This is a genomic window from Streptomyces chattanoogensis (genome assembly GCF_001294335.1).
In the GTDB taxonomy this organism is placed as follows: Bacteria; Actinomycetota; Actinomycetes; order Streptomycetales; family Streptomycetaceae; genus Streptomyces; species Streptomyces chattanoogensis.
This window is the reverse complement of the sequence record NZ_LGKG01000174.1, coordinates 21,901-47,454: the sequence shown is the minus strand read 5'-3', so window position 1 is coordinate 47,454 and position 25,554 is coordinate 21,901. Positions and strand designations below refer to the sequence as shown.

Annotated in this window: 23 protein-coding genes; 10 read left to right on the top strand and 13 right to left on the bottom strand. The window is 72.0% G+C overall.

All coding sequences use genetic code 11. The features are described from left to right. Positions 1-61 precede the first annotated feature (61 nt). The 3 genes from ADL29_RS33000 (at position 62) to ADL29_RS32990 (ending at position 2,456) form a co-directional block, all read left to right on the top strand. Entirely contained in the window at positions 62-547 is a 486-nt protein-coding gene (locus ADL29_RS33000) for a universal stress protein (protein ID WP_053927218.1), read from the top strand. A 97-nt stretch (positions 548-644) separates the two neighbouring features. Continuing rightward, positions 645-860, top strand: a complete 216-nt coding sequence (locus ADL29_RS32995; protein WP_046924782.1) for a dodecin — start codon at positions 645-647, stop codon at positions 858-860. A gap of 153 nt (positions 861-1,013) precedes the next feature. Further along, entirely contained in the window at positions 1,014-2,456 is a 1,443-nt protein-coding gene (locus tag ADL29_RS32990; protein WP_053927217.1) for an amino acid permease, read from the top strand. A 68-nt stretch (positions 2,457-2,524) separates the two neighbouring features. Here the strand turns inward: ADL29_RS32990 and ADL29_RS32985 are convergent, their stop codons facing one another. Then, positions 2,525-3,334: a hypothetical protein gene (locus tag ADL29_RS32985; protein ID WP_053927216.1), complete on the bottom strand. Its 810-nt coding sequence runs from the start codon at positions 3,332-3,334 to the stop codon at positions 2,525-2,527. Positions 3,335-3,446: 112 nt separating this feature from the next. Here ADL29_RS32985 and ADL29_RS32980 point away from each other — a divergent pair, with 112 nt between their 5' ends. After that, positions 3,447-5,822 carry a GH92 family glycosyl hydrolase gene (locus ADL29_RS32980; RefSeq protein ID WP_053927215.1) on the top strand — a complete coding sequence of 792 codons (2,376 nt, stop codon included), beginning with the start codon at positions 3,447-3,449 and terminating at the stop codon, positions 5,820-5,822. A 16-nt stretch (positions 5,823-5,838) separates the two neighbouring features. On the opposite strand, the gene ADL29_RS32975 is transcribed toward ADL29_RS32980, so the two are convergent. Beyond that, positions 5,839-6,489 (bottom strand): LysE family transporter, encoded by a 651-nt coding sequence (locus tag ADL29_RS32975; RefSeq protein ID WP_107095154.1) that lies wholly within the window; start codon positions 6,487-6,489, stop codon positions 5,839-5,841. A gap of 85 nt (positions 6,490-6,574) precedes the next feature. Here ADL29_RS32975 and ADL29_RS32970 point away from each other — a divergent pair, with 85 nt between their 5' ends. Continuing rightward, positions 6,575-7,492, top strand: a complete 918-nt coding sequence (locus ADL29_RS32970; RefSeq protein WP_053927213.1) for a LysR family transcriptional regulator — start codon at positions 6,575-6,577, stop codon at positions 7,490-7,492. A gap of 31 nt (positions 7,493-7,523) precedes the next feature. Here the strand turns inward: ADL29_RS32970 and ADL29_RS32965 are convergent, their stop codons facing one another. The 7 genes from ADL29_RS32965 to ADL29_RS32935 form a co-directional block, all read right to left on the bottom strand. Continuing rightward, the gene (locus ADL29_RS32965) at positions 7,524-7,736 is read right to left on the bottom strand and encodes an EF-hand domain-containing protein (protein ID WP_053927212.1); all 213 of its coding nucleotides are present in this window, start codon (positions 7,734-7,736) and stop codon (positions 7,524-7,526) included. A gap of 82 nt (positions 7,737-7,818) precedes the next feature. Next, a complete protein-coding gene (uvrA, locus tag ADL29_RS32960) occupies positions 7,819-10,266 on the bottom strand; it encodes an excinuclease ABC subunit UvrA (RefSeq protein WP_078971472.1) in 2,448 nt (815 codons plus the stop codon). Between the two features lie 54 nt (positions 10,267-10,320). Next, entirely contained in the window at positions 10,321-11,550 is a 1,230-nt protein-coding gene (locus tag ADL29_RS32955) for an NAD(P)/FAD-dependent oxidoreductase (RefSeq protein WP_053927210.1), read from the bottom strand. After that, entirely contained in the window at positions 11,550-11,741 is a 192-nt protein-coding gene (locus tag ADL29_RS32950; RefSeq protein WP_053927209.1) for a ferredoxin, read from the bottom strand. Before ADL29_RS32950 ends, ADL29_RS32955 begins: the two co-directional genes overlap by 1 nt. Positions 11,742-11,824: 83 nt before the next feature. Next, positions 11,825-13,051, bottom strand: a complete 1,227-nt coding sequence (locus ADL29_RS32945; RefSeq protein WP_053927208.1) for a cytochrome P450 — start codon at positions 13,049-13,051, stop codon at positions 11,825-11,827. Positions 13,052-13,235: 184 nt separating this feature from the next. Next, the gene (locus ADL29_RS32940) at positions 13,236-13,853 is read right to left on the bottom strand and encodes a TetR/AcrR family transcriptional regulator (RefSeq protein ID WP_046924791.1); all 618 of its coding nucleotides are present in this window, start codon (positions 13,851-13,853) and stop codon (positions 13,236-13,238) included. A gap of 94 nt (positions 13,854-13,947) precedes the next feature. Next, a complete protein-coding gene (locus tag ADL29_RS32935; RefSeq protein ID WP_053927207.1) occupies positions 13,948-15,126 on the bottom strand; it encodes a CapA family protein in 1,179 nt (392 codons plus the stop codon). 118 nt (positions 15,127-15,244) lie between these two features. Here ADL29_RS32935 and ADL29_RS32930 point away from each other — a divergent pair, with 118 nt between their 5' ends. Further along, the gene (locus ADL29_RS32930) at positions 15,245-16,192 is read left to right on the top strand and encodes an aminoglycoside phosphotransferase family protein (RefSeq protein WP_053927302.1); all 948 of its coding nucleotides are present in this window, start codon (positions 15,245-15,247) and stop codon (positions 16,190-16,192) included. A gap of 165 nt (positions 16,193-16,357) precedes the next feature. Next, positions 16,358-17,185, top strand: a complete 828-nt coding sequence (locus tag ADL29_RS32925; protein ID WP_053927206.1) for a M55 family metallopeptidase — start codon at positions 16,358-16,360, stop codon at positions 17,183-17,185. 24 nt (positions 17,186-17,209) lie between these two features. Here ADL29_RS32925 and ADL29_RS32920 read toward each other — a convergent pair whose 3' ends face one another. Further along, on the bottom strand, positions 17,210-17,602 hold the full coding sequence (locus ADL29_RS32920) for a VOC family protein (protein ID WP_425424301.1): 393 nt from the start codon (positions 17,600-17,602) through the stop codon (positions 17,210-17,212). A 993-nt stretch (positions 17,603-18,595) separates the two neighbouring features. Here ADL29_RS32920 and ADL29_RS32915 point away from each other — a divergent pair. Beyond that, positions 18,596-19,171 (top strand): TIGR03086 family metal-binding protein, encoded by a 576-nt coding sequence (locus ADL29_RS32915; protein WP_053927205.1) that lies wholly within the window; start codon positions 18,596-18,598, stop codon positions 19,169-19,171. 153 nt (positions 19,172-19,324) lie between these two features. Here the strand turns inward: ADL29_RS32915 and ADL29_RS43820 are convergent, their stop codons facing one another. Continuing rightward, complete coding sequence (locus ADL29_RS43820) at positions 19,325-19,495, bottom strand: hypothetical protein (protein ID WP_157878637.1); 171 nt, start codon at positions 19,493-19,495, stop codon at positions 19,325-19,327. A 352-nt stretch (positions 19,496-19,847) separates the two neighbouring features. Here ADL29_RS43820 and ADL29_RS32910 point away from each other — a divergent pair, with 352 nt between their 5' ends. After that, on the top strand, positions 19,848-21,317 hold the full coding sequence (locus ADL29_RS32910; RefSeq protein ID WP_053927204.1) for a lipase maturation factor family protein: 1,470 nt from the start codon (positions 19,848-19,850) through the stop codon (positions 21,315-21,317). Between the two features lie 132 nt (positions 21,318-21,449). On the opposite strand, the gene ADL29_RS32905 is transcribed toward ADL29_RS32910, so the two are convergent. After that, complete coding sequence (locus ADL29_RS32905) at positions 21,450-22,592, bottom strand: tetratricopeptide repeat protein (RefSeq protein WP_078971470.1); 1,143 nt, start codon at positions 22,590-22,592, stop codon at positions 21,450-21,452. Positions 22,593-22,943: 351 nt separating this feature from the next. Here ADL29_RS32905 and ADL29_RS32900 point away from each other — a divergent pair, with 351 nt between their 5' ends. Beyond that, the gene (locus ADL29_RS32900; protein ID WP_053927203.1) at positions 22,944-24,140 is read left to right on the top strand and encodes a lactonase family protein; all 1,197 of its coding nucleotides are present in this window, start codon (positions 22,944-22,946) and stop codon (positions 24,138-24,140) included. Between the two features lie 651 nt (positions 24,141-24,791). Here the strand turns inward: ADL29_RS32900 and ADL29_RS46160 are convergent. Further along, positions 24,792-25,499, bottom strand: coding sequence for a LysM peptidoglycan-binding domain-containing protein (locus ADL29_RS46160; RefSeq protein ID WP_053927202.1), 708 nt, complete (start codon positions 25,497-25,499; stop codon positions 24,792-24,794). Positions 25,500-25,554: the final 55 nt, after the last annotated feature.

The following is a 25,554-nucleotide window of genomic DNA, read 5'->3' as shown; positions in this document are numbered from 1 at the left end:
GGGGACACGGCGGCATGGCCCGGGGCACCGTCGCCACGCACGTACGGTTACCCTCCCTGCTGTGGACGACAGCACTTCCGGCAGCTCTTCCGACAGCACTCCCGGGCCCTTCGAACGCGGTACGGACGGCCCGAAGGTCATCGTCGTCGGTGTGGACGGCTCCGACTCGTCGTGGCGCGCCGCCGCCTACGCGGCCGGGCTGGCCCGGCGGCAGGGGTCGAAGCTCGTCCTGGTCTATGTGCAGCCGGTGATGCCGGCCGGTGCCGCGATGGGCGCCCCGGTCGTGGACGCGACCAACGAGGTCGCCGAGGAGCTGATGGCCGCGATCCGCGAGGCGACGGAGCGGCTGCGGGGGATATACGACGTCCGCTGGGAGTTCCGCACCCTGCGCGGGGACCCGTACAACGGCATGGTGCAGATGGCCGATGAGCTCAAGGCCGATGCGGTGGTCGTCGGCGCGTCGGAGTCCGCCGGGCACCGCATCATGGGGTCGGTCGCGGTCCGCCTGGTCAAGGCCGGGCGCTGGCCGGTCACCGTCGTCCCGTAGCCCTGCCGCCACACCCGCTCCGCTGGTGGGGCGGGCCGCCCTGAGGCACGGTGGGAAGTGGACGGGCGGAGCGCCGCCCCGGCCGAGGGAGAGCATCGTGACCGACCGCACGTATCGCGTGACCGACATCGTCGGTACGTCCCAGCAGAGCGTCGACGCCGCCATCAACAACGGCATCCGGCGCGCCTCGCAGTCCCTGCGCAACCTCGACTGGTTCGAGATCAGCGAGGTCCGCGGGCATATCGTCGACGGCCATATCGACCACTACCAGGTCGGTCTGAAGGTCGGCTTCCGGCTGGAGGACGCCGAGTGAACCGGCGGTATTGAGCCCCCTGCACACCCCTCCCGTGTACGACTCCCGGCGAGTCACGTCGCTACTAGGGAGTCGTCTTCCTCAGACGCCCTCGAGGGTCCATGATGATCCGCCGTCGGAGTACGACGGATCGAGCCTACGGAGGGCTGACGCATGGGCCTGCGCGCGGGACAGGGCGTATTGCGCCGGAAACCGATCGACCACATCGAGGAACCGGAAGGCGCGGCGAGCCAGCAGCTCACCCGCGCGCTGGGCCTGTGGCAACTGACCGCCATCGGCGTCGGCGGCATCATCGGCGCGGGCATCTTCACGCTGGCCGGCACGGTCGCCAACGGGAAGGCCGGGCCCGCCGTTCTGCTCTCCTTCCTCATCGCGGGCATCGCCAGTGCCGCGGCCGCCTTCTCCTACGCCGAGTTCGCCGGGCTGATCCCGAAGGCGGGCTCGGCCTACACCTACGGCTATGCGGTGCTCGGCGAGTTCGCGGGCTGGTTCATCGGCTGGGACCTGCTGCTGGAGTACACCGCGATCGTGGCGGTGGTCGCGATCGGCATCTCGGGCTACTTCGGCTTTCTGCTGGGCGAGGCGGGCCTCGATCTGCCCGTCTGGATGCTGGGCGCACCGGGCACCGGCCCGGGTCACCGGGTGGACCTTTTCGCGGCGGTGCTCTGCCTGCTGATCGCCTATCTCCTCACGCTCGGCATCAAGAACGCCGCGCGCTTCGAGACGATCGTGGTGGGCCTGAAGGTCCTGGTGGTCGTCGTCGTGATCGCGGTCGGCTTCTTCCACATCAACAGCGCGAACTACACCCCCTTCTTCCCGTTCGGGGTGAGCGGCGCGTTCACCGGCGCCGCGACCGTCTTCTTCGCGGTCTTCGGCTATGACGCGATGAGCACCGCGGCCGAGGAGTCCAAGGACGCACAACGCCATATGCCGAAGGCGATCATGTACTCGCTGGCGATCTCGATGGTGCTGTACGTGCTGGCCTGCCTGGTGCTGACGGGTATGCAGAACTACAAGGACATCGACCCGGAGAGCGGCTTCTCGACCGCGTTCAAATCGGTGGGGCTGAGCGCCCTGGCCGATGTCATCGCGGTCGGCGCGATCATCGGCATCCTGACGGTCATGTTCACCTTCATGCTCGGGGTGACCCGGGTGTGGTTCTCGATGAGCCGCGACGGCCTGCTGCCGAAGTGGTTCGCCAAGACCAGCCCCAAACACCATGTGCCGACCCGGGTCACCTGGATCGTGGGCTTCGCCTCGGCCCTCATCGCCGGCTTCCTGCCGATCGGCGAGGCCGCCGAGCTGACGAACATCGGCATTCTGCTGGCGTTCGTGGTGGTCTGCGTCGCGGTGATCGTCCTCCGCTACAAGCGCCCCGACCTGCCGCGGACCTTCCGTACGCCGGGCATGCCGTTCGTCCCGGCGATCGGCGTCTGCTTCTCCCTCTGGCTGATCACCTTCCTGGAGTGGCAGACCTGGGTGCGCTTCGCCGTGTGGTTTGTCATCGGCCTGGTCATCTACTTCTCGTACTCGTACAAGCGGTCCGAGCTGGCGAAGAGCGAGGCCGCGGCGCCGGAGCCGGGCGAGCGCGGCTGACGGTCCGTCTCCCCCGGTGCCGTACGGCGGTCCAGCGGGCCGTACGGCACCGGGCGCCGTGACGCCTTCTAGCCGAACCACTTGCTCCACAACAGCCAGCGCAGCCGCCACCGCAGGTGGCCGGGGAGCTGGTCCCGCCACAACCACAGCGGCAGACGGCGCCACGGCACATAGCCCCAGGCATCGGTGTGGGCCTCCATGCCACGCGGGCAGCGGCGCAGCGCCTCCAGGCAGCGGCGGTCGACGGTGCCGTGCAGCCGGGCGGTGTGGGCGAGGGCGACGCTGCCTTGCGAGAGAAGTTTGCGGTCCCCGGTCTCCAGCGCCGTTTCCAGCGCCTGCGCGACCCTGGGCAGGATCGCCGCGGCGTCGGGATGGGTGAGGGCGAGTCCGATGACCGCGACGCCCACCATCTCCTCGCCGCGCGCGAACGCGGCGTCCACCTCTTCCGGGCGGTCGGTGCCCATCAGGGCGGAGGAGTCCTGCCAGTTCATACCGCGGCCGGCGGCGGCCCGGGCGAGCAGGAACTCCTTGCGTCCGGCGGCCAGTTGGCCGGGGTCGGTGTCCTCCGACGGGTGGTGGGCGCGTGCGAGGTGCTCCCAGATCCGGCGGTCCCGGGCGTCGTCCGTCACGAGTTCCCGGCATACGGCGGCGAGCTCGGGGGCGTCCGGTCCCAGGGCATGGATCCGGGCGAAGCCCTCGGCGGGTTCGCCCAGGTCGCAGCGGCGCAGAAAGGCCAGCTCGACGGTGTCCCCGGCGGTCAGCCGGCCGTGGAGATGACCCCAGGCGAGCTCGGACACCTCGAGAGCGACGGCGTACCGGACGAACCCGGCGGGGACGGGGCGGGGTGACGGAGTGTCGGTCCGGTCGGGTGTCTGCACAGGGCGAGGGTAGTTGCCCGGCCGCGGCCCCGCCCTCTTGACGTGCACCTGGCCGGAACTAAGAATGAGCGCGCCCTGACAACGTTGTCGGCATCCGGAGGTTCGTGAACCCATGTCATGGCTCAGACGTCGCCCCGGTCGTCACCGGCTGCGTACCGCGGGAGCGGTGCTGGCCGCCGCCCTCGCCGGGAGCACCCTCACCGTTCCCGCCGCGCACGCCGCGCCGCCCGGCGACGGCCCGCTCGCCGATCTGGTCAATCCATTCATCGGCAGCCGGAACGACGGCAACACCTACCCCGGGGCCGCCGTCCCGTTCGGCATGGTGCAGCTCTCCCCCGACACCGGCCACACCACCGGCTACGACTACGACGACGACCGCATCCGCGGCTTCAGCTCCGTCCATGCCTCCGGGGTGGGCTGCGGGCTGGGCGGCGATCTGCCGGTGCTGCCCACCACGGGCGACATCACCGAGACCGACTATGCGAAGTATGCATCCGCCTACCGCCATGACGACGAGTCGGCCCGGCCCGGCTACTACCGCGTGGGGCTGACGTCGTACGGCGGGATCACGGCCGAACTGACCGCCACCGCCCGCACCGGCAGACAGCGCTACACCTTCCCCGCCACCGACAAGGCCAATGTGCTGCTCAACGCGGGCCAGTCGCTGCACAGGACGGTCTCCACCCGCGTCGAGGTGCTGGACTCCCGCACCATCCGCACCGCCCTCACCGGCCGCGGCTTCTGCCAGGACACCGAGCCGTACACCGTCTACACGATCACCCGCTTCGACCGGCCGTTCGCGTCGTACGGGACCTGGGACGGCGACAAGGTGACGGCCGGGTCGCGGGGGTCCACGGCGAGCGGACGGCACGGGGCCTACGCCCGCTTCGACACCCGCAAGGACCGTACGGTCGAGGCCACCACGGCGCTCAGTTACGTCGATGCGGCGGGCGCGACCCGCAATCTGCATGCCGAGGGCGGGGGTTCCTTCGACCGGACGAGGGCCGCGGCCGATGCCGCCTGGGAGCGGCGGCTGGGCCTGGTCCGGACACAGGGCGGCGACCGGACCCTGCGCCGCACCTTCTACTCCTCCCTCTACCGGTCCTTCCTCGCGCCGAACATCGGCAGCGATGCGGACGGCCGCTACACGGGCTGGGACCGGAAGATCCACCGGGCGAACGGCTTCACCTACTACCAGAACTGGTCGCTGTGGGACACCTACCGCACCCAGGCGCAGCTGCTCGCCCTGCTGGCACCGCGCGAGTCCCGCGACATGGCGCTGTCGGTGCTGCGGATCGACAAGGAGAGCGGCTGGCTGCCCAAGTGGGGCTACGGCACGGTCGAGACGAACATCATGACGGGCGATCCGGTCACACCGTTCCTCACCAATGCCTATCAGCAGGGGCTGCTGGCGGGCCACGAGGAGGAGGTGTATGCGGCGCTGAGGAAGAACGCCGACGGGGTGCCGCCCGCCGGTTCGCCCGCCCTCGGGCGGGAGGCCGACGCCGAGTACCTCAAGGCCGGCTTCGTCCCGTATCTCAAGGGCCGGCCGCATACCAAGCCCGGCGACTCCGACTTCGACCACGGTGCCTCGGCGACGCTGGAGTACGCGCTGTCCGATGCGATGCTGGCGCAGATGGCGCGCGATCTGGGGCATCCGGCGGACGCCGGGCGGTATGCGGCCCGCGCGCAGAACTACCGCAGGATCTTCGACCGTTCGACCGGGTTCTTCCGGGCCCGGGACGCCGAGGGCGCCTTCACCGGGCCCGCCGATCCCGCCAAGAGCGAGGGTTTTCACGAGGGCACGGCGTGGCAGTACCAGTGGCTGGTGCCGCAGGACCTGCCGGGGATGATCGGGCTGATCGGCGGCAAGGATGCGGCGGACCGGCGGCTGGATTCCTTCTTCGCCTACCGGCAACTGCTGGCGGACCCGGAGAAGACGGCCCGCGAGGTGTGGGTCAACGGGCCGTACGACTACTACAACGCCGACAAGTACAACCCGCAGAACGAGCCCGACCTCATCGCGCCGTACACCTACCTGTCCACCGGGCGTCCCTGGAAGACGACGGATGTGGTGCACGCGGCGCTGACGCTGTTCACCGACACCCCGTCCGGGATGACCGGGAACGACGACCTGGGGACGATGTCGGCGTGGATGGTGCTCTCGTCGATCGGGGTGTTCCCGGTGCAGCCGGGCACCGACAGCTGGGGGCTGAGCACACCGGTCTTCGACCGGGTGGATCTGACGCTGGACCGGCGCTACTTCCCGGCCGGGCACTTCACCGTCACCGCGCCCGGTACGTCGTCCGCCGACCGGTACATCCAGTCCGTCCGCCTGGACGGCGCCGCGCGGGACCGGACCTACCTCACCACCGGTGATCTGCGGACGGGCCGCGAACTGGCCTTCTCCGTGGGGCCGAAGCCGTCCCGGTGGGGCACCGGCGACCGGGCCGCACCGCCGCCGGTGGGCGCCTCGGCCGGGCGGTAGACCAGCGGGCGCCGGATCAGCCGGGCAGCAGCAGGCCGACCGCCAGTGCCGCGACCACCACGGCGGAGACCAGAGCGGTGACGGCCCGCCCCCGTGGGCCGGTCAGCGTCCTGCCCAGTGCGGCTCCGCTCGCGGCCAGAAAGAGCTGCCAGCTCATCGAGGCGATGAGGACGGCGGCGACGAAGACCGTCTTGGCTGCGAACCCGGTGCCGGCGCCGGCACCGCCGGCGAGGACCAGCGCGGAGAAGTAGATGATCGTCCAGGGGTTCGCCAACGTCAGCCCCAAGAAGGCGAGATAGGCCCGGAGCGGGCGTCCCAGGGCGTGCCGCTCCGGGCCGGGCGCTGCCTTTCCGTCCCGTGGGCGCAGCGCCCCTACGGCGGTCCGTATCGCCATGCCGAGCAGGACCGCCGCGGCCAGCGCGCGGAGCGGGCCCGCCACCGGGGCGACGGCGTGCGCGACGGCGGCGCCCCCGGCAACCGCGATCAGCGCGTAGCACGCGTCTGCGGTGCCCACCCCGAGCGCGGCCGCGATGCCGACCCGGAACGACGTCCGGGCCGTCACGCTCACCAGCAGCACGGCCAGCGCCCCGACGGGCACGGCCACCGCATATCCCGCCCACAGTCCCGGCAGAAACGACTGGGTCAGGAGTTCCTGTGTCTCGGTCATGCGGGCCAGCATCGGTGGCCGTCATCGTGCGGGTCCATCGAATACTTCCGCCCGGTACCGTGCGGCATCACCGTACGATCGGCGCATGATCGACCCCCGGCTGCAGACCCTCCGCGTCCTGCACGAGCAGGGCACCGTCACCGCGACCGCCCAGGCGCTGCATCTGACGCCGTCGACGGTCTCCCAGCAGCTGCGCCAGCTCTCCGCGCGGCTCGGTCTGGAGCTGCTGGAGCCGGCGGGCCGCCGGGTGCGGCTCACCCCGGCGGCGCTGGCGCTGCTCGGGCATGCCGATGCGCTGTTCGCGCGCTGGGAGGAGGCCCGTGCGGATCTGGCCGGGTATGCGGACGGGGTGGCCGGGCGGCTGCGGATGACGGGGGTGGCGACCGCGATCACGGGGGTGCTGGCGCCGGCGGCGGAGCGGCTGCGCCGCGAAGAGCCGCGGCTGGCGGTGGAGATCGGCGAGGACCCGGGCGAGAACCGCTTCGATCTGCTGCTGGCGGGCCGGGCGGACATCGCCGTCGTGATTCCGACGCCGGGCGGCCCGCCCCCGGGCGACGCCCGCTTCACCCAACTGCCGGTTCTTCAGGAGCCGCAGGATCTGCTGGTGCCGGCCGGGCACCGGTTCGGCGGGCGGACGGCGGGCGGGGTGACGCTGGCGGAGGCCGCCGAGGAGTGCTGGATCCGGGCGGGCGATCCGGCCGATCAGCATCAACTGCTGCTGGCCGCCTGCGCGGCCGCCGGTTTCACCCCGCGGGTGCGGCACAACGCGGTGGACTGGTCCGCGATCGCGGCCCTGGTCGCCCATGGCTGCGGAATCTGCCTGCTGCCGCGGCTGGCGCCGGTGCCGGACGGCTACCGGGACCGGGTCGTCCGGGTGCCGCTGCGCGGCGAGCCCGTCCCGGTGCGGCGGTTCATGGCGGCCGTACGGCGCGGCAGCGAGCGCCGGCCCCCGATCGCCCGCGGGCTGGCGGCGCTGCGCGCGGCCGCGGGCGAACGGGCCTGACCGCCGGGAAGGGGGTGCGGCGGGGTCGGTCCTACTTCTGCAGGGACGCCCAGAACTCGTCGAAGGACATCTTTCCGTCGCCGTCGATGTCCTTGGACTTGAGGACCGCCTCGGCCATCGGGCCGTTGGCGTACATGTCGCCCATCGCTGCCATGGCCCGCTTGAACTCGTCCGGCGTGACCTGGCCGTCGCCGTCCGCGTCGAACCGGGCGAATGCCGCCTTGGCCTTCTCGATGTCTGCCATCAGAGGTGCCCCCTTCGTGGTGCTGCGCACTGCTGCGCCGTGGTGATGCCTGGTGATCTGACCTGCGTACATTAGCGGACCGTCAAGACGGCTCCGGCCGCGCCCTCCGTCGGGCCAGGTAGGGCGCCGTACGGCTGCCGGCGGCGGCCGCCACCTCGGCGGGGGTGCCCGCGGCGACGATCCGGCCGCCGGCCGCGCCGCCGCCGGGACCCAGGTCGATGACGTGGTCGGCGCCCGCGACCACCCCCATGTCGTGCTCGACGACCACGACGGTGTGGCCCGCGTCCACCAGGCCGTGCAGCTGACGGAGCAGCACCTCGGTGTCGGCGGGGTGCAGTCCGGTGGTGGGCTCGTCGAGGAGGTAGAGGGTGTGGCCGCGGCGGGTCCGCTGGAGTTCGGTGGCGAGCTTGATGCGCTGGGCCTCGCCGCCGGAGAGTTCGGTCGCGGGCTGGCCGAGGCGCAGATAGCCCAGGCCGACGTCCTGGAGGGTGCGCAGGCTGCGGGCGGCGGCCGGGAGGTCGGCGAGGAAGTCGGCGGCGGTGTCGACGGTCATCGCCAGGACGTCGGCGATGGTGCGGTCCCGGTAGGTGATCTCCAGCGTCCCGGGGTTGTAGCGGGCGCCGTGGCAGGCGGTGCAGGGCGCGTAGGTGCCGGGGAGGAACAGCAGCTCCACGGCGACGAAGCCCTCGCCCTGGCAGGTCTCGCAGCGGCCGCCGGTGACGTTGAAGGAGAAGCGCCCGGCGGTGTAGCCGCGGGCGCGCGCCGCGTCGGTGGCGGCGAAGACCTTCCGTACGGTGTCGAACAGCCCGGTGTAGGTGGCGAGGTTGGAGCGGGGCGTCCGCCCGATCGGCTTCTGGTCGACGCGGACGAGGCGGTCCACGGCCGCCAGGCCCTTCGCGGCGGCCAGTTCCGCGGTGGGGCGGGCGCCGGTTTCCTCGTCGTCCTCGGGGCCCGCGCCCAGGTGGCCGGTGACCGCGTCCGCGAGCACGCGGGTGACAAGGGTGGATTTGCCGGACCCGGAGACCCCGGTGACGGCCGTGAAGACGCCGAGCGGAAATTCCGCGTCCAGGGCGCGGAGGTTGTGCAGGGTGATGCCTTCGAGGCGCAGCAGTCCGGTGGGCTCGCGCGGCTCCCGGTGCCGCGGGTACTCCCCGGAGTCGAACAGAAAACGGCGGGTGGCGGATTCCGCGACCTGGGCGAGGCCGGCGACCGGGCCGCTGTGCAGCACCCGCCCGCCGTGTTCCCCGGCCCGCGGCCCGACGTCCACGAGCCAGTCGGCGCGCCGTACGAGGTCCATGTCGTGCTCGACGACGAAGAGGGAGTTCCCGGCGTCCTTGAGCCGGTGCAGGACGGTGAGCAGGGCCCGGGTGTCGGCGGGGTGCAGTCCGGCGGACGGCTCGTCGAGGACGTAGACGACGCCGAAGAGGCCGGAGCGCAGCTGGGTGGCCAGCCGCAGCCGCTGCAGTTCCCCGGGCGAGAGGGTGGGCGCGGGGCGGTCCATGCTGAGGTAGCCCAGGCCCAGCTCGGTGAGGATCTCGATGCGGGTGACGAGGTCGCGGGCGAGCGGGGCGGCCACGTCCGCGTCGTCCGTGCGGGCGGCGGCGGGCCGCAGCGTCTCGGCGAGCGCGGCCAGCGGCAGTCCGGCGAGCTCGGCGATGTCCCGTCCTTCGAAGGTGACGGCCAGCGCCTCGGGGCGCAGCCGCCGCCCGTCGCACACCGGGCAGTCGTCGGACACCATGAAGCGCTGGACGCGCTTGCGCAGCGTCTCGCTCTTGGAGTCGGCGAAGGTGTGCAGGACGTACCGCCGTGCGCTCATGTACTGGCCCTTGTACGGGCGCTGGATGCGGCCCGCCTCGCGTACCGGGTGGACGGTGACGACCGGCTGTTCGTCGGTGAACAGGATCCACTCGCGGTCCGCCTGCGGCAGTTCGCGCCAGGGCCGGTCGATGTCGTGCCCGAGGGTGGCGAGGATGTCGCGGAGGTTCTTGCCCTGCCAGGCACCCGGCCACGCGGCGATGGCTCCGTCCCTGAGGGAGAGGGCCGGGTCGGGGACGAGTGAGGCCTCCGTGACGTGGTGGACGGTGCCCAGGCCGTGACACTCCGGGCAGGCACCGGCCGTCGTGTTGGGTGAGAAGGCGTCGGAGTCGAGCCGTTCCGCGGCGCCCTCCGGGTAGTCGCCGGCGCGGGAGAAGAGCATCCGCAGGGTGTTGGAGAGGGTGGTGACGGTCCCCAGGGAGGACCGGGAGGTCGGCGCGGAGCGCCGCTGCTCCAGCGCGACGGCGGGCGGCAGCCCGGTGATGTCCTCGACCTTGGGGGCGCCGACCTGGTGGATCAGCCGGCGGGCATAGGGGGCGACCGACTCGAAGTAGCGGCGCTGGGCCTCGGCGTAGAGGGTGCCGAAGGCGAGCGAGGACTTGCCGGATCCGGACACCCCGGTGAACGCGACCAGCGCGTCCCTCGGGATGTCCACATCGACCTGGCGGAGGTTGTGCTCACGGGCGCCGCGCACCCGGACGTACGAGTCGGTCATGTCCCCATGATCGGGCACCGGCCTTCGTGATCAGGCACCGTCCCCCGTGACCGGTCAGCCGAGTGCGGCGAGCAGCCGTGGGTGGGCCTCCTCCCAGGGCAGCGGGGCGGCGATCACCGCGCGCAGGGTGCGGACCTGGCGGGGCGGGAGGCCGATGGCGAGCACTCCGGTGGCCAGACCGCCGCTCCCGTAGAGCGCGGCGACGCGGCGCTCCTCCTTGTCCAGGAGGGCGGCTTCGACCCGGTCGGCGCCGGTGAGGATGCCGTACGCCTGGATCTTGAGCGCGTACTGGTCGGACCAGAAGTACGGGACGGGCGCGAACTCCTTGCGTTCCCCGCTCTCGCCCAGTTCGGCCAGCAGATTCCTGGCCGCCGCCATGCCCTGCTCGGCGGCGTTCATGCGGTGCTCGAAGCGCAGCGGCCGGCCGTGCACGGGGTGTTCCCAGCGGGCCACATCGCCCGCGGCGTAGATGCCGGGCGCGGCGGCGCAGTACGCGTCGCAGCGCAGCCCGTCGGAGGTGTCCAGGGCGGGGTCGCCGGCCAGCCAGCCGACGGCGGGTGTGGAGCCGATGGCGAGGAGCACGGTGTCGGCGGGCAGCAGGCCACTGTCGGCCAGCCGTACGCCGGTGACGCCGTGCTCGTCCGCCTCGAAGCCGTCCACTGCTCCCGTACGCAGCGTCACGCCGTGCGCCCGGTGTTCCTCGGCCAGCAGCTCGCCGACCTCGGTGCCGACGGCCGCGGCCATCGGTGTCGGCTCGACGCCGACGAGGGTGACATGATGCCCCAGCTCCCGTGCCACCGCGGCCGCTTCGCAGCCCAGGACGCCGTTGCCGACGATCACCAGGCGGCGGCCGGTGCCGGTGAGCCGGGCACGCAGGGCCAGCGCGTCGTCGAGGGTGCGCAGGGTGTGCACCCCGGCGATGTCCTCGGTGCCGGGCAGCGTGCGGGCCGCCACACCGGTCGCGATGATCACTCCGACGCAGGCCAGGCGCTCGCCGCCGTCCAGGGTGAGGGTGCGGGTGGCCGTATCGAGGCCGGTCGCGCGGGTGCCGAGCCGCAGATCGAGGTCGAGCGGGGCGAGTTGCTCCTCGGTGCGCAGCAGCAGGCGCTCCGGTTCCCATGCGCCGTGCAGCAGCTGTTTGGACAGCGGCGGCCGGTCGTACGGCAGATGGGGTTCGTCGCCGATGAGGGTGAGCGGGCCGGTCCAGCCGGAGCGCCGCAGCGCCTCGGCGGCGGCGAGCCCGGCGGCCGAAGCGCCGACGACGGCGATGGGCCGGGCGGTCATCAGTGCACCTCGATGACGGCGGCCGGGCAGATGGCGGCGGCTTCGCGCACCGCGTCGTGCTGCTCGGCGGGCGGCTCGGCGTCGAGCAGCACGACGATGCCGTCCTCGTCGCGCTGGTCGAAGACCTCGGGGGCGACCAGCACACACTGGCCGGCGCCGCAGCACTTGTCGGCGTCAAGGGTGATCTTCATGGCGGTGACTCCGTGGATGTTCGTGGGGCGTGGGACGTCGGGCGGGGAGGTGGGACCGGGACGTGGGACGTGGGACCGGCCGGTCACCAGGTGACGGGCAGCGCGTGGCAGCCGTAGATCGCCATGTCGGTACGGAACGGGATCTCGTCCACCGGCACGGCCGGCCGCAGCGTGGGGAAGCGGCGCAGCAGCGTGCCGATCACCACCTGGAGTTCGACGCGGGCCAGCGCCTGGCCGAGGCACTGGTGGATGCCGTAGCCGAAGGCGACGTGGTGCTGGGCGTTGGGGCGGCAGATGTCGAGGCGGTCGGCGTCGGCGAAGACGCTCTCGTCGCGGTTGGCGGACGGTACGGCCGCGACGACGCCCTCGCCGGCGCGGATGAGATGCCCGTCGATCTCGATGTCGGCGGTGGCGACCCGGCGCGGGCCGTTGCGGATGATGCTGTGGAAGCGCAGCAGCTCCTCGACGGCGCCGCGGATCAGACCGGGGTCCTGGCGCAGCCGCGCGGCGGACTCCGGGTCGCGCATCAGGGTCAGGGCGCTGAGGCCGATCATGTTGGCGGTGGTCTCGTGCCCGGCGATGAGCAGCAGGGCGGCGAAGGCGGCGACCTCGTCGTGGGTGATCTCGCCGGTTTGCTGCTGTTCGGTGATCAGCCGCCCGAGGATGTCGTCGCCCGGGTCCGCTTCCTTGGCGGTGACCAACTGGTCCAGGTAGTCCCGCAGTTCGACCCGGGCGGCTTCCCGCTCGTCGTCGGGGACGGTACGGGAGAGCAGGGTGCCGGTGAGCCGCTGGAAGACCTCGTGGTCGTCGTAGGGGACGCCGAGCAGCAGGCTGATGACCAGCGACGGAACCGGCAGGGCCAGCGCCTCGACGAGGTCCACCGGGCCCTGTCCGCGCGCCATCTCGTCGCACAGCTCGTCGGTGATGCGCTGGATCTCCGGGCGCAGCGCCTCGACCCGCTTGACCATGAACTCCCGGGTGACCATCCGGCGCAGCCGGGTGTGCTCGGGCGGGTCCATGCGGATGAAGCCGCGGTTCTGGGTGTTGCCGCCGCCGGTCATACCGCTGAGCGGGTAGCCGTGCAGGGTGGTGTCGGAGCTGAAGCGGGTGTCTCCGAGGATCGCGCGGATGTCGCTGTAGCGGGTGGCCAGCCAGGCCCAACTCCCGTCCGGGAGGGCGATCCTGGAGATCGGCTCCTCTGTGCGCAGGGCGCCGAAGGCGGTGGGAGGGTCGAAGGGGCAGCCGGTGGGGGGCTCGACGGGGAGCGGCGCCGGGGCGGTGCCGACGGGAGCAGTGGGGGAAATCGTCATCTCGCTCATCTCGCTTGGTGCGCACACGCCGCAGGGGCGTGCGCCATGAGTCGAACGTTCGCCTAACGACTGTAAGCTTACACGTGTAATGCACAGGTAAATGTGTCGCGGGTGAGGATGCGGAGGGCACCGGCGAGGGCGCCGGAGGTCGCAGGACGCTCGTGCGGCGCCGGAGAAGAGCGGCTCAGCGCTCGAGCAACAGCAGCAGGATCTCGTCCACGAACCGGTCCAGCCGGCCGGCGTCCTTGCGGCTCGGCATGACCTGCCAGAGCATCACCCGGCCGTGCACCGACGACCACAGCACATACGGCGCCTCGGTGCGGGTGCCGCGCACCCGCCAGCCGGCCTCCTCGCAGGCGGTCAGCGCGTCATGGAACCCGCGCACCAGGGGCGCGGCCGGATGCCCGGCCAGCCGCTCGGGGCCGACCGGGGTCTGCCGGGTCTCGTAGAGCAGGCGGTAGGTGGCGGGGTGCCCGATGGCGTAGCGGCAATAGGCGCGCAGCTGGGCCCGCAGCCGGGCGACGGGGTCGTCCTGGGCCTTCGCGGCGGCCTCGGCCATCGCCTGCCCCAGCCGCTCGTAGCTGACCTCCATGGTCGCCCAGACCAGCTCGGTCTTGTCGGCGAAGTGGCGGTAGATGCTCGGCGCGGCGACGCCCGCCTCGCGGGCCACCGCGCGCAGCGACAGCGCGTCCTCGCTGCCGACCTCCTCCAGGAGGCGTTCGGTGGCCCGCAGGAGTTCCTCCCGCAGCCGCTCGCCCTGGCCGCGCGGATTACGGGGCCGGGCGGCCGCACTCTCGCTCACTGCCCTCCGGTCCCTTCCCTGGCCTCGCCGACGTACGTGACCAGGGTTTCACACCGCGCGGGCAGCCCGTACCGGAGCGCCGCGGGACGCCCGGTCACCTCCCCATCCGCAGCCCCTCGGCGCGGGCACCCCGGCCGAGCACCGCCTTGCGGATCGCCGTGCGGACGTCCCGGTGGCCGGCGGTCCGGGCGAGATTGCGCACCCGCAGCGGCGGCCCCAGCTCGGCGAGCTGGGGAATGTACTGCGCCCTGGTGACCTTCCAGCGCTGCCCGGCCCGGTCCGGCGGCGCGAACCGGAAGCGGGCGAGGGTGCCCCAGTTGCCCTCCGGTCTCCTCATGGCCCCGGAGACCTGGTCGCCGAGACCGTAGACGACCCACGTGCCATTGACCTTCTCGTACGGCTGGGGGGTCTGCGCATGGCTGCCGAGGATCAGGTCGATGTCCGGGCGGCCGCCGGTCGTGGAGGCGGTGAGTGCGCGGGCGAGCCTCAGCTGTTCCTCGGAGGGGGCGGTGCGGTACTCCGCGCCCCAGTGCGGGCTGACGACCACGACATCGGCACCGGCCCGGCGCGCGGCCCGCGCATCCGCGATGATCTTCCGCGCGTTGATCAGGTTCACCGTCCAGGGCGCCGACGCCGGACGGCGCTTCTGATCCGTCCCGTAGGTGTACGCGAGATGGGCCACCCGCGCCCCGCCGTCGGCCCGCAGCAGCGCCGGCCGCGCCCCCTCGGCGGCGTCGCGCCCGGAGCCGACATGGCGCAGCCCGACGGTGTCCATGGCCTCCAGGGTGCGGCTCACCCCGGGGACGCCCTGGTCCAGGACGTGGCTGGAGGCGGTGGAACAGGAGTCGTAACCGGTGGCCTTCAGGGCGGTGGCGAGCTGGGGCGGCGCCTGGTAGACGGGGTAGCCGGTGAAGGGACCGGTCAGCGGCCCGAGCGGCGCCCCCAGGTGACACAGCGCCAGATCCGCGCCGAAGACGACCGACTTCACGCCCGCGAGCATCGGCCGGTAGTCGTAGCCGGTGCCCATCGCATCGCTCCGCGCCGTCTCGAGCACGTCCGGGGAGGACGGGATGATGTCCCCGCCGGCGACGAGGGTGAAGGGCCGGACGTCCTTCGTCATCGCGGCGCCGGCCTCGCCGCGCGGCTTGGCCTTCGCGAACGGCTGCCGGGCGCTGTGCGGGGCAGGGTGCGGGGTGCTGCTGGGCGGGCCGCCGCAGCCCACGGCCAGCGCGGCTACCAGGGCGACGGCCGCATACCGTGTAGAGGCGCTCATGCCCGACACATACCACCGCCTTCCGGAGCATTCCGTCCGTACCGCCGCGGCACCCGGCACGCTCCCCCGTACGGCCCCGTACGGCCCCGGCCGCACCGCTCCGGCGTACGCTGCCCGGATGGCTGATCCACACCGCGCCGGCCGCTTCCCCGCAGACTTGCCCGTCATACGGCAGATGAGCCGGACCGCGTCCGGGCGGGCCTGGCTCGACCGGCTGCCGGGGATCGTCCGGGAGGCCGCGGAGCGATGGGAGCTGCGACTGGGCGCCCCCTTCCGCGGCGGCAGCTGCTCCTGGGTGGCACCGGCCGCACTCCCCGACGGCGGCCCGGCCGTCCTCAAAGTGTCCTGGCCGCACCGCGAGGCGGACGGCGAGGCACCGGGACTGCGCGCGTGGGACGGCAACGGCGCGGTGCGCCTGCACCGGTGGGACCGCGCACGCGGCGCCCTGCTGATCGAACGCTGCACCCCCGGCACCCCGCTCGCCGGCACCGCCGCACTGCCGGCCGCCCAACGACTCACCCTCGCCTCCCGCCTGCTGCGCGACCTGTGGACCGCTCCCGCACCGCTCGACGGCCGTCTGGAACGGGTCGACGCGGTCTGCGCCGAGTGGGCCGACCTGGTGGAGGAACGCATGCTGCGGCTGCGTCCCGCCTACGACCCCGGCCTGGTCGCACTCGGCGCCGTCCTGCTGCGCGAGCTCCCGGCGACGGCCACCCGCGAGGTCGTCGTCCACGGCGACTTCAACCCGGGCAACGTCCTGGCCGCCGACCGCCGTCCGTGGCTGGCCATCGACCCCAAGCCGATGATCGGCGACCCGGCGTACGACCCCTGGCCGCTCCTGCTGGGGATCGACGACCCCTTCGGCCACCCGGACCCCCGCCCGGTGCTCCGCGAGCGCTACGCCCTGGTCGCCGGGGAGCTGGGCGAGGACCCCGCACGGCTGCTTGCCTGGTCGGTGGCGCGGGGCGTGGAGAACGCGCTGTGGAGCGCCGCTCACGACGATGTGGCGGGCGGGGCCGCGGAATTGACGCAGACTCAGGTACTGGCGGAGCTGGCCGGCCTGTGAGGCTCCGGGAGAGCGCGCCCCCGGTCGGCCGAAAAGGCGCTCTGGCCACGCTCCGGCCGTTCAGCGCATAACTGATGCGCATCACTGATGCGCATCACTGATCCCCCTCACTGGTCCCGCACAACCGGCCGGCCCGGCCCGAACCGCACCCAGGGAGCGCATGCCGTGAAGATCTTCCTCTCCTCCGACATGGAGGGCACCGCAGGCGTCGTGGACTGGGCGCAGTGCCGTCCCGCGGAGCCTGAATACGCCTACTACCGGGGCCTGTTGCAGGAGGAGGTCAACGCCGCGATCAAAGGGGCGCGAGCCGGCGGCGCGACCGAGTTCCTGGTCAACGACGCGCACTCGGCGATGGCCAATCTACGGCCGGACGCCCTCGCGGGCCGCAGCCGCTATCTGTCCGGACGGCACAAGCCGCTCTACATGATGCAGGGCCTGGACGCCTCGTTCGACGGCGTCTTCTTCGTCTCGTACCACGGCTCGATGTCGGGCGCCCCGGCCACACTGTCGCACACCTACAACCCACGGGCCATCAGCGAGGTACGGCTGAACGGCGTGATCGCCGGCGAGAGCGGCATCAACGCCCTGGTCGCGCTGGGCCACGGTGTGCCGGTGGTGCTGATCACCGGTGACGAGACGACGGCCGCCGAGATCGAACCCTTCTGCCCCGGGATCCGCAGCGCCGTGGTCAAATCCTCGGTCTCCCGCTTCGCCGCCGACAGCCTCCACCCCCTCACGGCACGGGAACGGATCCACGAGGCCGCATACGAGGCCGTCCGGGCCCTGCCGCAGACCGCCGCCCCGCCCCGGATCGCTCTCCCGGCCACGCTTACCGTACGGCTGCGCAATCCGGACCTCGCCGAGATGGCCACCTGGATCACCGGCGTCGAACGCCTCGACGCCGTGACCGTACGGCTGACCGACGAGGACCCGATCCGGCTCTACCGCAGGTTCGTCACCGTCGTGGTCCTTACCCGGGGCATCGCGGAGTGACAGCCCAGGAGGCACCGATACGGCCTAGGAAGCGCTGATGCAGAACGGCTGCCCGGACGGATCCAGGAGGACCGTCCAGCGGTCGCCGCCCGGCTGGTGTTCGGGCTTCGTGGCGCCAAGGGACAGCAACCGCTGCTCCGTTGCGGCGATGTCGTCACAGGACAGGTCGACATGAAAGACGAGCTCGTCCTTCGGCCAGTCCGGCGCCCGGAAATCCTTGGCGGTGTAGAAGACGTAGCCGGTCGCGCCTTCGCTGCCGTCGCTGATCATCACCGCCGTGTCACCGAACGTCCGGGTGACCTGCCATCCCAGGGCGGCGGCATAGAAGTCGGCCAGCGCCTTGCCGTCATGCGCCCAGAACCCGGCACCCATCAGCCGCGCCGTCGCCCCCGCCATGTTCTCTTCCCCGTTCATCATGCCGCTCCTCGCCTTTTCGGTGCGGGCCACACCGGTTGCGCCCCGCATCGCCGACGCTAGGGGCGCAGTAGGACACCAGGTGTCCGTCATGCCGCTGCGCCTGGCTTTGGCCGTACGTTGTCGGCTATCCCGCCGTGGGGGTTTGTCGTCGTTGCCCGTTCGCTGCGCTTTGCCTGGGCCCGTACGTTGCCGGCTTCCCCGCCGTGGGTACTTCTCGCCGTTGCGCCTGCGGCGGGCGTGGGTTGTACGGGTGCGGTGCCCCTCCTCCGGACTCCGTCCTGCGGAGCGGCCCCTCCCGTGGGTAGGGGGTGAAGAGGCCGGTGGGGGCTGGCGTCGAGTGTCCAGTTCCCTATGTCTCGTCCACTGGGCGCACCCGACCGCGTACGGGTACCCCCACCGTCTTTTCCCACCCCACTCGGGGCGGTGCCGGGCTGTAGCGGCGGAGCCGCGTAAGCCCGGCGCCGCTGCCGAACAGCCCCGCGCAGCGGCAACCAGCCCGCCGCAGGCGCAACGGCGCTGCACTCGGCAACGTACGGCCCAGGCAAAGCGCAGCGAACGGGCAACGGCGACAAACCCCCATGGCGGGACGGCCGAAAACGTACGGCCCAAGCCGAGCGCAGAGGCGTTCGAGGAGCAGCCGCCACGTTCAACCCGGCCGGCTTCGACGCCAAGGCGATCGTCAAGGGTGGTCGACGGCGACGTCGGCACGCCGGAGCAGGAGATCCCCGCCGAGCCGGTCGACGGGCAACGTCGGGCCGGACCGGGACGACCGGATTCCCCGGCCGTCCGTGGACCGGCCGGCCGGAAATCGAAGGTCGGCATCGTAGGGCGCGCACCCGGTCCACACCACCGGAAAAAAGTTCCCGGCCGCTGCGCCGATCGGGTCACCGGTCGCTTCATCGGAGCAGAGGACGGCGAGCCGGGGCCCCGCTCCGCCCGCTCGCCGTGCGCCGTCGCCCCCGATGTCAGCGCCCCCTCCTATCCTCGGGGAGCATGAACCATGACGAGATCCTGCGCACCCACGGCGAGGCCCTCGAGCTGTTCGGGACGCGGGTCCATGCCGTCCGTGACGACCAGTGGGGCGACCCCACGCCCTGCACGGAATGGTCGGTGCGCGATCTGGTGAACCACCTGACCGCCGAGCAGCTGTGGGTCCCCCGCCTGGTGCGGGACGGCGCCACGATTGCCCAGGTGGGCACGGATTTCGACGGTGATCAGCTGGGCGTCGATCCGGCCTCGGTCTGGGACCGCGCGGCGGTGGCCGCCGTGGCGGCGTTCAGCGCACCGGGCGCGCTCAACCGCACCGTCCACCTGTCCTACGGCACCAGTCCGGCCGACGCATACTGCGCGCAGATGATGGCCGACGCCGTGGTGCACGCCTGGGACCTCTCCCGTGCGATCGGCGCCGATGAACGGCTCCCCGACCACCTCGCGACGGCCGCCCTGCGCGAGGTCGAGCCATACGCTCCGGGGCTCGGCGCCTCGGGTCTCTTCGCCCCCGCGATCGAGCCCCCGGCCGACGCCGACGATCTCACCCGGCTGCTGTGCCTGCTGGGGCGTCGGCCCTGAGCCGCACACGACGGGGAGCAGCCGTCCGTTGGCGCCGCTCCCCGTCGGTCTTGCGCGTCAGTCGTCCTCGTCTGTCGTCTTCATGAGCCGTCTTCGTGAGCTGTCGTCATGAGCCGTCCTCATGAGTCGCCCTCGCCGGCGAACTCGGCGACCTCAGTCGATGCCGCGGATGATGTACGGCTCGGCGGGGTCGTCATCGCAGCCGGCGAGGCGCACCGGGGCGCAGCGGCCCCAGACCTCGAGGTTGCGGACTTCCTTGATACGACCTGGCCGGTCACCCTGCTTCAACCGGGGCTGCTTGTACTGAGCCTTGTGCAATGCCACCACGCACTCCTTCATTGAGGTAACGGTCCGACGCGGTGGCGCCTTGTTCACAAACCGGGAGGTCAGCCAGGGTTTGTGGCGTTCCCGCGACGGGCCAATGGTGTTGGCGTTCTCCCAGAGGGGTCGTCCGTCGACCACCAGAGTATCGACGTCCCTGGTGGCTCGCTCGGCATTTTCCGGCGATATAGGCATGTCGTCGGACGGCGGAAACCCCACTCCCGGGTTGCCGATTTTCTTGGCTTTCGTAAGCTTTGCCCAGCCCGGTGACTTTCCGTAGCCGGGCAGGTGAGCGCGCCCCCGCCGCCGCGCGCCGTTCGCCCGGGTACGCGGCCGCAGTGCTACCCATGGGCGGGTGGAATGGTTCGCGGATCCCGGCTACTGGCTCGGGCGGTTTGTGTTCCAGCGGATGCTGGCGGTGATGTATGTCGTCGCGTTCGTTGCGGCGGCCCGGCAGTTCCGGGCGTTGATCGGGGCGCGGGGGATGCTTCCGGTGCCCGAGTTCGTGGCGCGGGCGCCGTTCCGTGCCTCGCCGTCGGTCTTCCACCTGCATTACTCGGACCGGTTCTTCGCGCTGTGGTCGTGGGGCGGGGCGCTGCTGGCGGCTGCGGTCGCGGCGGGGGCGGCGGATGCGGTGCCGCTGTGGGCGTCGATGGTGATGTGGCTGGTGCTGTGGGCGATGTATCTGTCCATCGTCAATGTGGGGCAGACGTGGTACAGCTTCGGCTGGGAGTCGCTGCTGCTGGAGACGGGCATGCTCGCCGTCTTCCTCGGCAACGCCGATACCGCTCCCCCGGTCCTGGTGCTGTATCTGCTGCGCTGGGTGCTGTTCCGGGTGGAGTTCGGGGCCGGGCTGATCAAGATGCGCGGCGACAGCTGCTGGCGCGATCTGACCTGCCTCTACTACCACCACGAGACCCAGCCGATGCCCGGCCCGCTGAGCTGGTTCTTCCACCATCTGCCCAAGCCGCTGCACCGCGTCGAGGTCGCCGCCAACCATGTGGCCCAACTCGTCCTCCCGGTCCTGCTGTTCGCCCCGCAACCGGTGGCCGGCTGGGCCGCGGCCGCGATGGTCGTCACCCAGCTGTGGCTGGTACTGTCCGGCAACTTCGCCTGGCTGAACTGGCTCACCATCACGCTGGCCGTCTCCGCCCTCGCCCCCTCGTGGCGGCACCCGTCCTCGGCACCTCCCGCACCCCCGCTCTGGTTCGAGGTCGTCGTGATCGCCGCCACCGTCTGCGTCGTTCTGCTGAGCTACCGTCCGGCGCGCAATCTGCTGAGCCGTATGCAGCGCATGAACACCTCGTACGAATCGCTGCATCTGGTCAACTCCTACGGCGCGTTCGGCAGTATCACGCGGGTGCGCCGGGAGATCGTGGTCGAGGGGACGGCGGATGCGGTGACCGGTCCCGATACGACCTGGCTCGCCTACGAGTTCCACGGCAAGCCGGGGGACGTACGGCGGCTGCCCCGCCAGTTCGCCCCGTATCACCTGCGGCTGGACTGGCTGATGTGGTTCGCGGCGCTCTCACCGGCCTACGCACGGGCGTGGTTTGTGGCCTTTGTGGAACGGCTGCTGGAGAACGACCGCGACACGCTGCGCCTGCTGCGGACCAATCCGTTCCCCGACACCCCACCGGCCCGGGTGCGGGCCCGGGTCTTCCAGTACCGCTTCACGACATGGCGGGAGTTGCGGGAGACCGGCGCATGGTGGCATCGCAGCGAGATCCGGGACTTTCTGCCGCCCATGGCACTCTCGCCCTTCGCACCGCCGTCGCCCCGGCCGTCACGACCGTCACGGCCCTGGCGCCCGTCGCACCCGTAGGTCCGTGGGACTGTGGGCCCGTAGGCCCGTAGGGCAGCCGCCGCAGAACCCCTCCGTCCCAGCCGGCTGGTACGGAGGGGACGGCTGGTTCGGTCGTCCCGGTCGGCTCGGTCAGGACCGTCCCGCCGACGCCTACGCCCTGGCCGGCACGGCGAACCCGCTCTCCCCTCCCGCCTCCACGGCCTCCGGCACCTCACCGGTCCCCGATATCGGAGGGACCCCAGCCGCCCCGACGAGCTCTCTCGGCTCGGCGCTGCCCTCCCCTTCCTTCAGCTCGTCGCGGAAGGCGATGACCATCTCGCGCGCATGCCGCAGCCCGATACGCGCGAAGTCCCGCTCCAGCTCGGCGAGTTCGGCGAGCGTCTCCGTACGGTCGCGGCCCAGGCGCGCCCGGGATTTGGTCAGGCCCAGGCGGGAGAGGGCCATGCCGCGTGGTTCGTGCATATCGCTGAACTCGGCCAGGGCCAGGGCGTAGGTGTCGCGGGCCGACTCATAACGTCCGGCGCGGTATTGGACGTTGGCACGCATCTTGTGGTTGTAGGCGAGGGCGCTCGCCAGGTCCATGGTGCGGCAGATGGTCTCCGCCTCGGTGAGGAGGGCCAGCGCGCGGTCCGGTTCGCCCTGTACGGAGAGGACGTCGGCCACGCCGCGGAGCGACCAGGCGCGGCCCCGGGCGTCATCGGCCTCGGTGGCGATGCGGACGGATTCCTCGAACAGCTCCAGGGCCTTGGCGTAGTCGCCGGTGTTGCGGTGCATCTGGGCGATGCCGGACATGGCCCAGACCATATGGCGGGCCTCGCCATGCGCCCGACCCTCTTCGAGGAGGCGTTCATGGAGGTCGGCGACCGCGGCGTAGTCGCCCTGGATGCGGCCGGTCTCGGCCAGTCCGGCGAGGGAGTAGCCATGGGCGAGGCGGTCACCGCTGCCGTCGGCGAGCTCGACGGCGTGGGTGAGCAGCCGGCGGGCGAGCGGGAGCGTGCCGCACTGGCGGGCGAGGGTGCCGCCGCTCCACAGGGCCCAGGACATGGCGGCCGCATCGCCTGCCTCGCGGGCGCTGCGGTAGCTGTCCCGCCAGGCGGCACCGGCGTCCGCCACCCGCCCCAGCCGCCGGTTGGCCTCGGCGACCGCGAGTGCGGCGCGCGCCCGCTCCAGTGCCGTGGCCGCGCCGGCCTGCGCCCGTCTCGCCGTGGCCAGCACCTCCTCGTAGGAGGAGTTCACGCCCAGCGCCGTCCCGAGTTCGCCCTGGTATTCCGGGGCGAATGCCTTGCCGTACATAGATCCGTGGCCCTTCGTTCATCCACTCGTCTCCGTGCCTTGATCACGAAATTACGGTCCGCGCGGGGTCCGGCGAATCAACCCGTGTATGGGTTTGTGCCGTACGACTGGAGTGCTACTTGAGGGGTGGTGGTCATCACCTGGGTGTAGGGGGACGTCGGGGTTGCGGGAGGGGAGCCGGGGCCGCGCAGGGGTCGTGAGCCACTCGGGAGCCGCTCGGAGCCGCTGATGACCCACCCCGCATGCGTTGCATCATGTGCAATGCGAGTTGCAGGTCTTGCCTGGTCGTGCGGCACGGGCCACCCTGGCTGCCACATCCGCCATCCGCGATCACCGAACCCGAGGTGTGGCATGAGCGCAGGACGAGGCATATCGACCGGGGCAGGGACAGCCGTCGGCCGGCGGCGTTTCATGGGCATCGCCGCGGCCGGGGCGGCGGGGCTCGCGGTCGGGGACACGGCCCCCGCGCACGACCGGCGGCGCGCTGCCGGACGCCGGCCGCCGGCCGAGCGGCCGCTCTTCCTGGGGACGTACACCTCGAAGGAGGGCGGCGGCACCGGCATAGGGCTGGGCACGTACGACACCGCCGAGGGCCGGGTCACCGCAACGGGTGTGGTGGCGGGCGTCGCCGATCCGTCCTATCTGGCGCTCGCCCCGTCCGGGCGCACCCTGTATGCGGTCAATGAGCAGGAGGAGGGCGGGGTGACCGCCCTGGCGCTGTCGCCCGGCGGGGCGCCGCCCAGGGTGCTGGGCACCCGGTCGACCGGCGGCGCGGGGCCCTGTCATCTGTCGGTGCACCCCTCCGGGCGCTGGCTGCTCAGCGCCAACTACCTCTCCGGCAGCGTGGCGGTGCACCCGATCGATCCGGAGAGCGGCGCGCTGGGGGCGCGTACGGACCTGGTCGCGCACTCGAGCCCACCGCCCGGCCCCGGCCAGGACGGGCCGCATGCACACCAGATCATCACCAGCCCGGACGGCCGCCACGTCCTCTCGGTGGATCTCGGGAATGACACGGTGTACACCTATCGGCTGGACGAGCGGGCGGGGCGGCTCAGCCAGGTGTCGTATGCGGCGCTGCGGCCGGGCGCCGGGCCCCGGAATCTGACGTTTCATCCCTCGGGCGCCTTCGCGTATCTGGCGAACGAGGTCGACAACACGCTCGTGGTCTGCGGCTATGACCGCCTGACCGGACGGCTGATGCCCGGTGAACCGCAGTCCACAGGGACCGGCCCGGGGACCAGCTTTCCGGCGCAGGTGCTGGTCACCCGGAACGGCCGCTTCGCGTATCTCGCCAATCGGGGGCACAACAGCCTGACGCGCTATGCCGTGGAGGCGGCCGGGGCGCGGCTACGGCTGCTGGACACGGTGCCGGTGGGCGGGGACTTCCCACGGGGGATCGCCTTCTCGCCGGACGAGCAGCTGCTGTTCGCGGCGAACCAGAAGTCGGGGTCGGTGACGGTGTTCTTCGTGGACGCCCGGACGGGGGCACTGGAACGGGCCGGCGAGCCGTTCGCCGCGCCGATGCCGGTGTGCGTACTGCCCCGGTGAGCACGGCGCGGGGCCAGGCGCCGCTCAACGTCCGTGCGTGGCAGGCCGATCCGCGTCGGAACCCGAGCGGGCGGCGCAGGCGATCCGCTTCCTCGTGCTGCGCATGCTGGGTTTCTCCATGCTGTCCATCTTTCAGGTGATCACAACGGTTCTCCGGATACCGAAGGCGATCGAGGTGAGCCCGTACGCGGCGACCCCGGACCGGCCGCTGGTGCCCGCAGCTGACGCGCCCCCGGATCCGCCTGGGCGAGATCAACTCCCTTGGCATCACCGGCCTGTTCGCCCGTCCCACGTTCGTCGTCGCCCGAGTGCGGCCGAGGCGACCGGCCCCGGCCGAACGGGCCGGCGGCGGCCGAGCCATCGGCCGCATACGACATCCGGCGCCGGCCGATATGAAGTCAGGTGCGCAGTCACCACGCGGGTGTCATCCGGCATGCGCCTGAATTCCGTACGGGCGGAGGTAAATACAGCACGGGTCCGCACAAATGCAGCGCGGGCCGGAGCACATACAAAGCGGGCTGCCACAGGGCCCACCCGCCACCAAGAAATGCGGGCAGGCCGTCCGCGGCGCCACGGACGGCCTGCTATCCCCTCAGCCGCATCACCCTCGACTGAATTCTGTGTTACGGGTCCGGAGAGTCCGGAATTCGGTCAGCTGGTGCCGGAGCGCCGCACGGCGAGCCGCATTCCCGGGAAAATGAGGTCCGGGTCGGCGCCGATCACCGCACGGTTCAGCCGGTAGAATTCCTGCCATCGCCAGCCGTGCGCGGAGGCGATACCGCTCACCGTGTCGCCCAGGTTGACGACGACGGACCCGCCGGCGCTCCGGTGGCGTGGCGCCTTCCACCGCTTCCCCGGGGCGGGCGCGGCCTTCGGGGTCGTGGTGCGCGGCGTGGTCCGGTGCGGTGCGCTGGCCCGTGGCGTCGTGGTCCGTGGCGCCGTGGTACGCCCGGAGACCGACCCCCGCAGCCCCAGCGAGGCCGAGCAGGCGGGCCAGGCGCCCCATCCCTGCCGGGCCAACACCCTTTCCGCGACGTTGATTTGCTGCAGCCGGCTGGCCAGCGCCGCCCGCGACGCAAAGGTACCGCCGCCGAACGAGCGCCAGGTGGTGTGGGCGAACTGCAGCCCGCCGGAGAATCCGTTTCCCGTGTCGGCGTGCCAGTTGCCGCCGCTCTCGCACCCGGCCAGGCGGTCCCAGGTCCCGCCGCTGGCCGCCTCGGCCGACCCCTCTGCCGTCATGTTCAGCGCGCCGGCCGCCAGCAGGACCGCGGCCGCCGTGACGCCCCGGACCCCCCGGCCCCGGAATTCACTCCGCCCTGCGGCTGCCGACCCGTCCTCGTGCACCTGAGGATATTCCATTTCTCGCTCCCGTCGCTCGCCGCGCAGTTACCTGGCGGCTATTCAGGAAACCTGG

Bases quoted from the DNA above. Each gene is read 5' to 3' on its own strand.
- ADL29_RS32990 (WP_053927217.1), top strand. From the start codon at position 1,014: ATGGGCCTGCGCGCGGGACAGGGCGTATTGCGCCGGAAACCGATCGAC.
- ADL29_RS32980 (WP_053927215.1), top strand. From the start codon at position 3,447: ATGTCATGGCTCAGACGTCGCCCCGGTCGTCACCGGCTGCGTACCGCG.
- ADL29_RS32975 (WP_107095154.1), bottom strand. From the start codon at position 6,489: ATGACCGAGACACAGGAACTCCTGACCCAGTCGTTTCTGCCGGGACTG.
- ADL29_RS32970 (WP_053927213.1), top strand. From the start codon at position 6,575: ATGATCGACCCCCGGCTGCAGACCCTCCGCGTCCTGCACGAGCAGGGC.
- ADL29_RS32965 (WP_053927212.1), bottom strand. From the start codon at position 7,736: ATGGCAGACATCGAGAAGGCCAAGGCGGCATTCGCCCGGTTCGACGCG.
- uvrA (WP_078971472.1), bottom strand. From the start codon at position 10,266: ATGACCGACTCGTACGTCCGGGTGCGCGGCGCCCGTGAGCACAACCTC.
- ADL29_RS32955 (WP_053927210.1), bottom strand. From the start codon at position 11,550: ATGACCGCCCGGCCCATCGCCGTCGTCGGCGCTTCGGCCGCCGGGCTC.
- ADL29_RS32950 (WP_053927209.1), bottom strand. From the start codon at position 11,741: ATGAAGATCACCCTTGACGCCGACAAGTGCTGCGGCGCCGGCCAGTGT.
- ADL29_RS32945 (WP_053927208.1), bottom strand. From the start codon at position 13,051: ATGACGATTTCCCCCACTGCTCCCGTCGGCACCGCCCCGGCGCCGCTC.
- ADL29_RS32935 (WP_053927207.1), bottom strand. From the start codon at position 15,126: ATGAGCGCCTCTACACGGTATGCGGCCGTCGCCCTGGTAGCCGCGCTG.
- ADL29_RS32930 (WP_053927302.1), top strand. From the start codon at position 15,245: ATGGCTGATCCACACCGCGCCGGCCGCTTCCCCGCAGACTTGCCCGTC.
- ADL29_RS32920 (WP_425424301.1), bottom strand. From the start codon at position 17,602: ATGATGAACGGGGAAGAGAACATGGCGGGGGCGACGGCGCGGCTGATG.
- ADL29_RS32915 (WP_053927205.1), top strand. From the start codon at position 18,596: ATGAACCATGACGAGATCCTGCGCACCCACGGCGAGGCCCTCGAGCTG.
- ADL29_RS32905 (WP_078971470.1), bottom strand. From the start codon at position 22,592: ATGTACGGCAAGGCATTCGCCCCGGAATACCAGGGCGAACTCGGGACG.
- ADL29_RS32900 (WP_053927203.1), top strand. From the start codon at position 22,944: ATGAGCGCAGGACGAGGCATATCGACCGGGGCAGGGACAGCCGTCGGC.
- ADL29_RS46160 (WP_053927202.1), bottom strand. From the start codon at position 25,499: ATGGAATATCCTCAGGTGCACGAGGACGGGTCGGCAGCCGCAGGGCGG.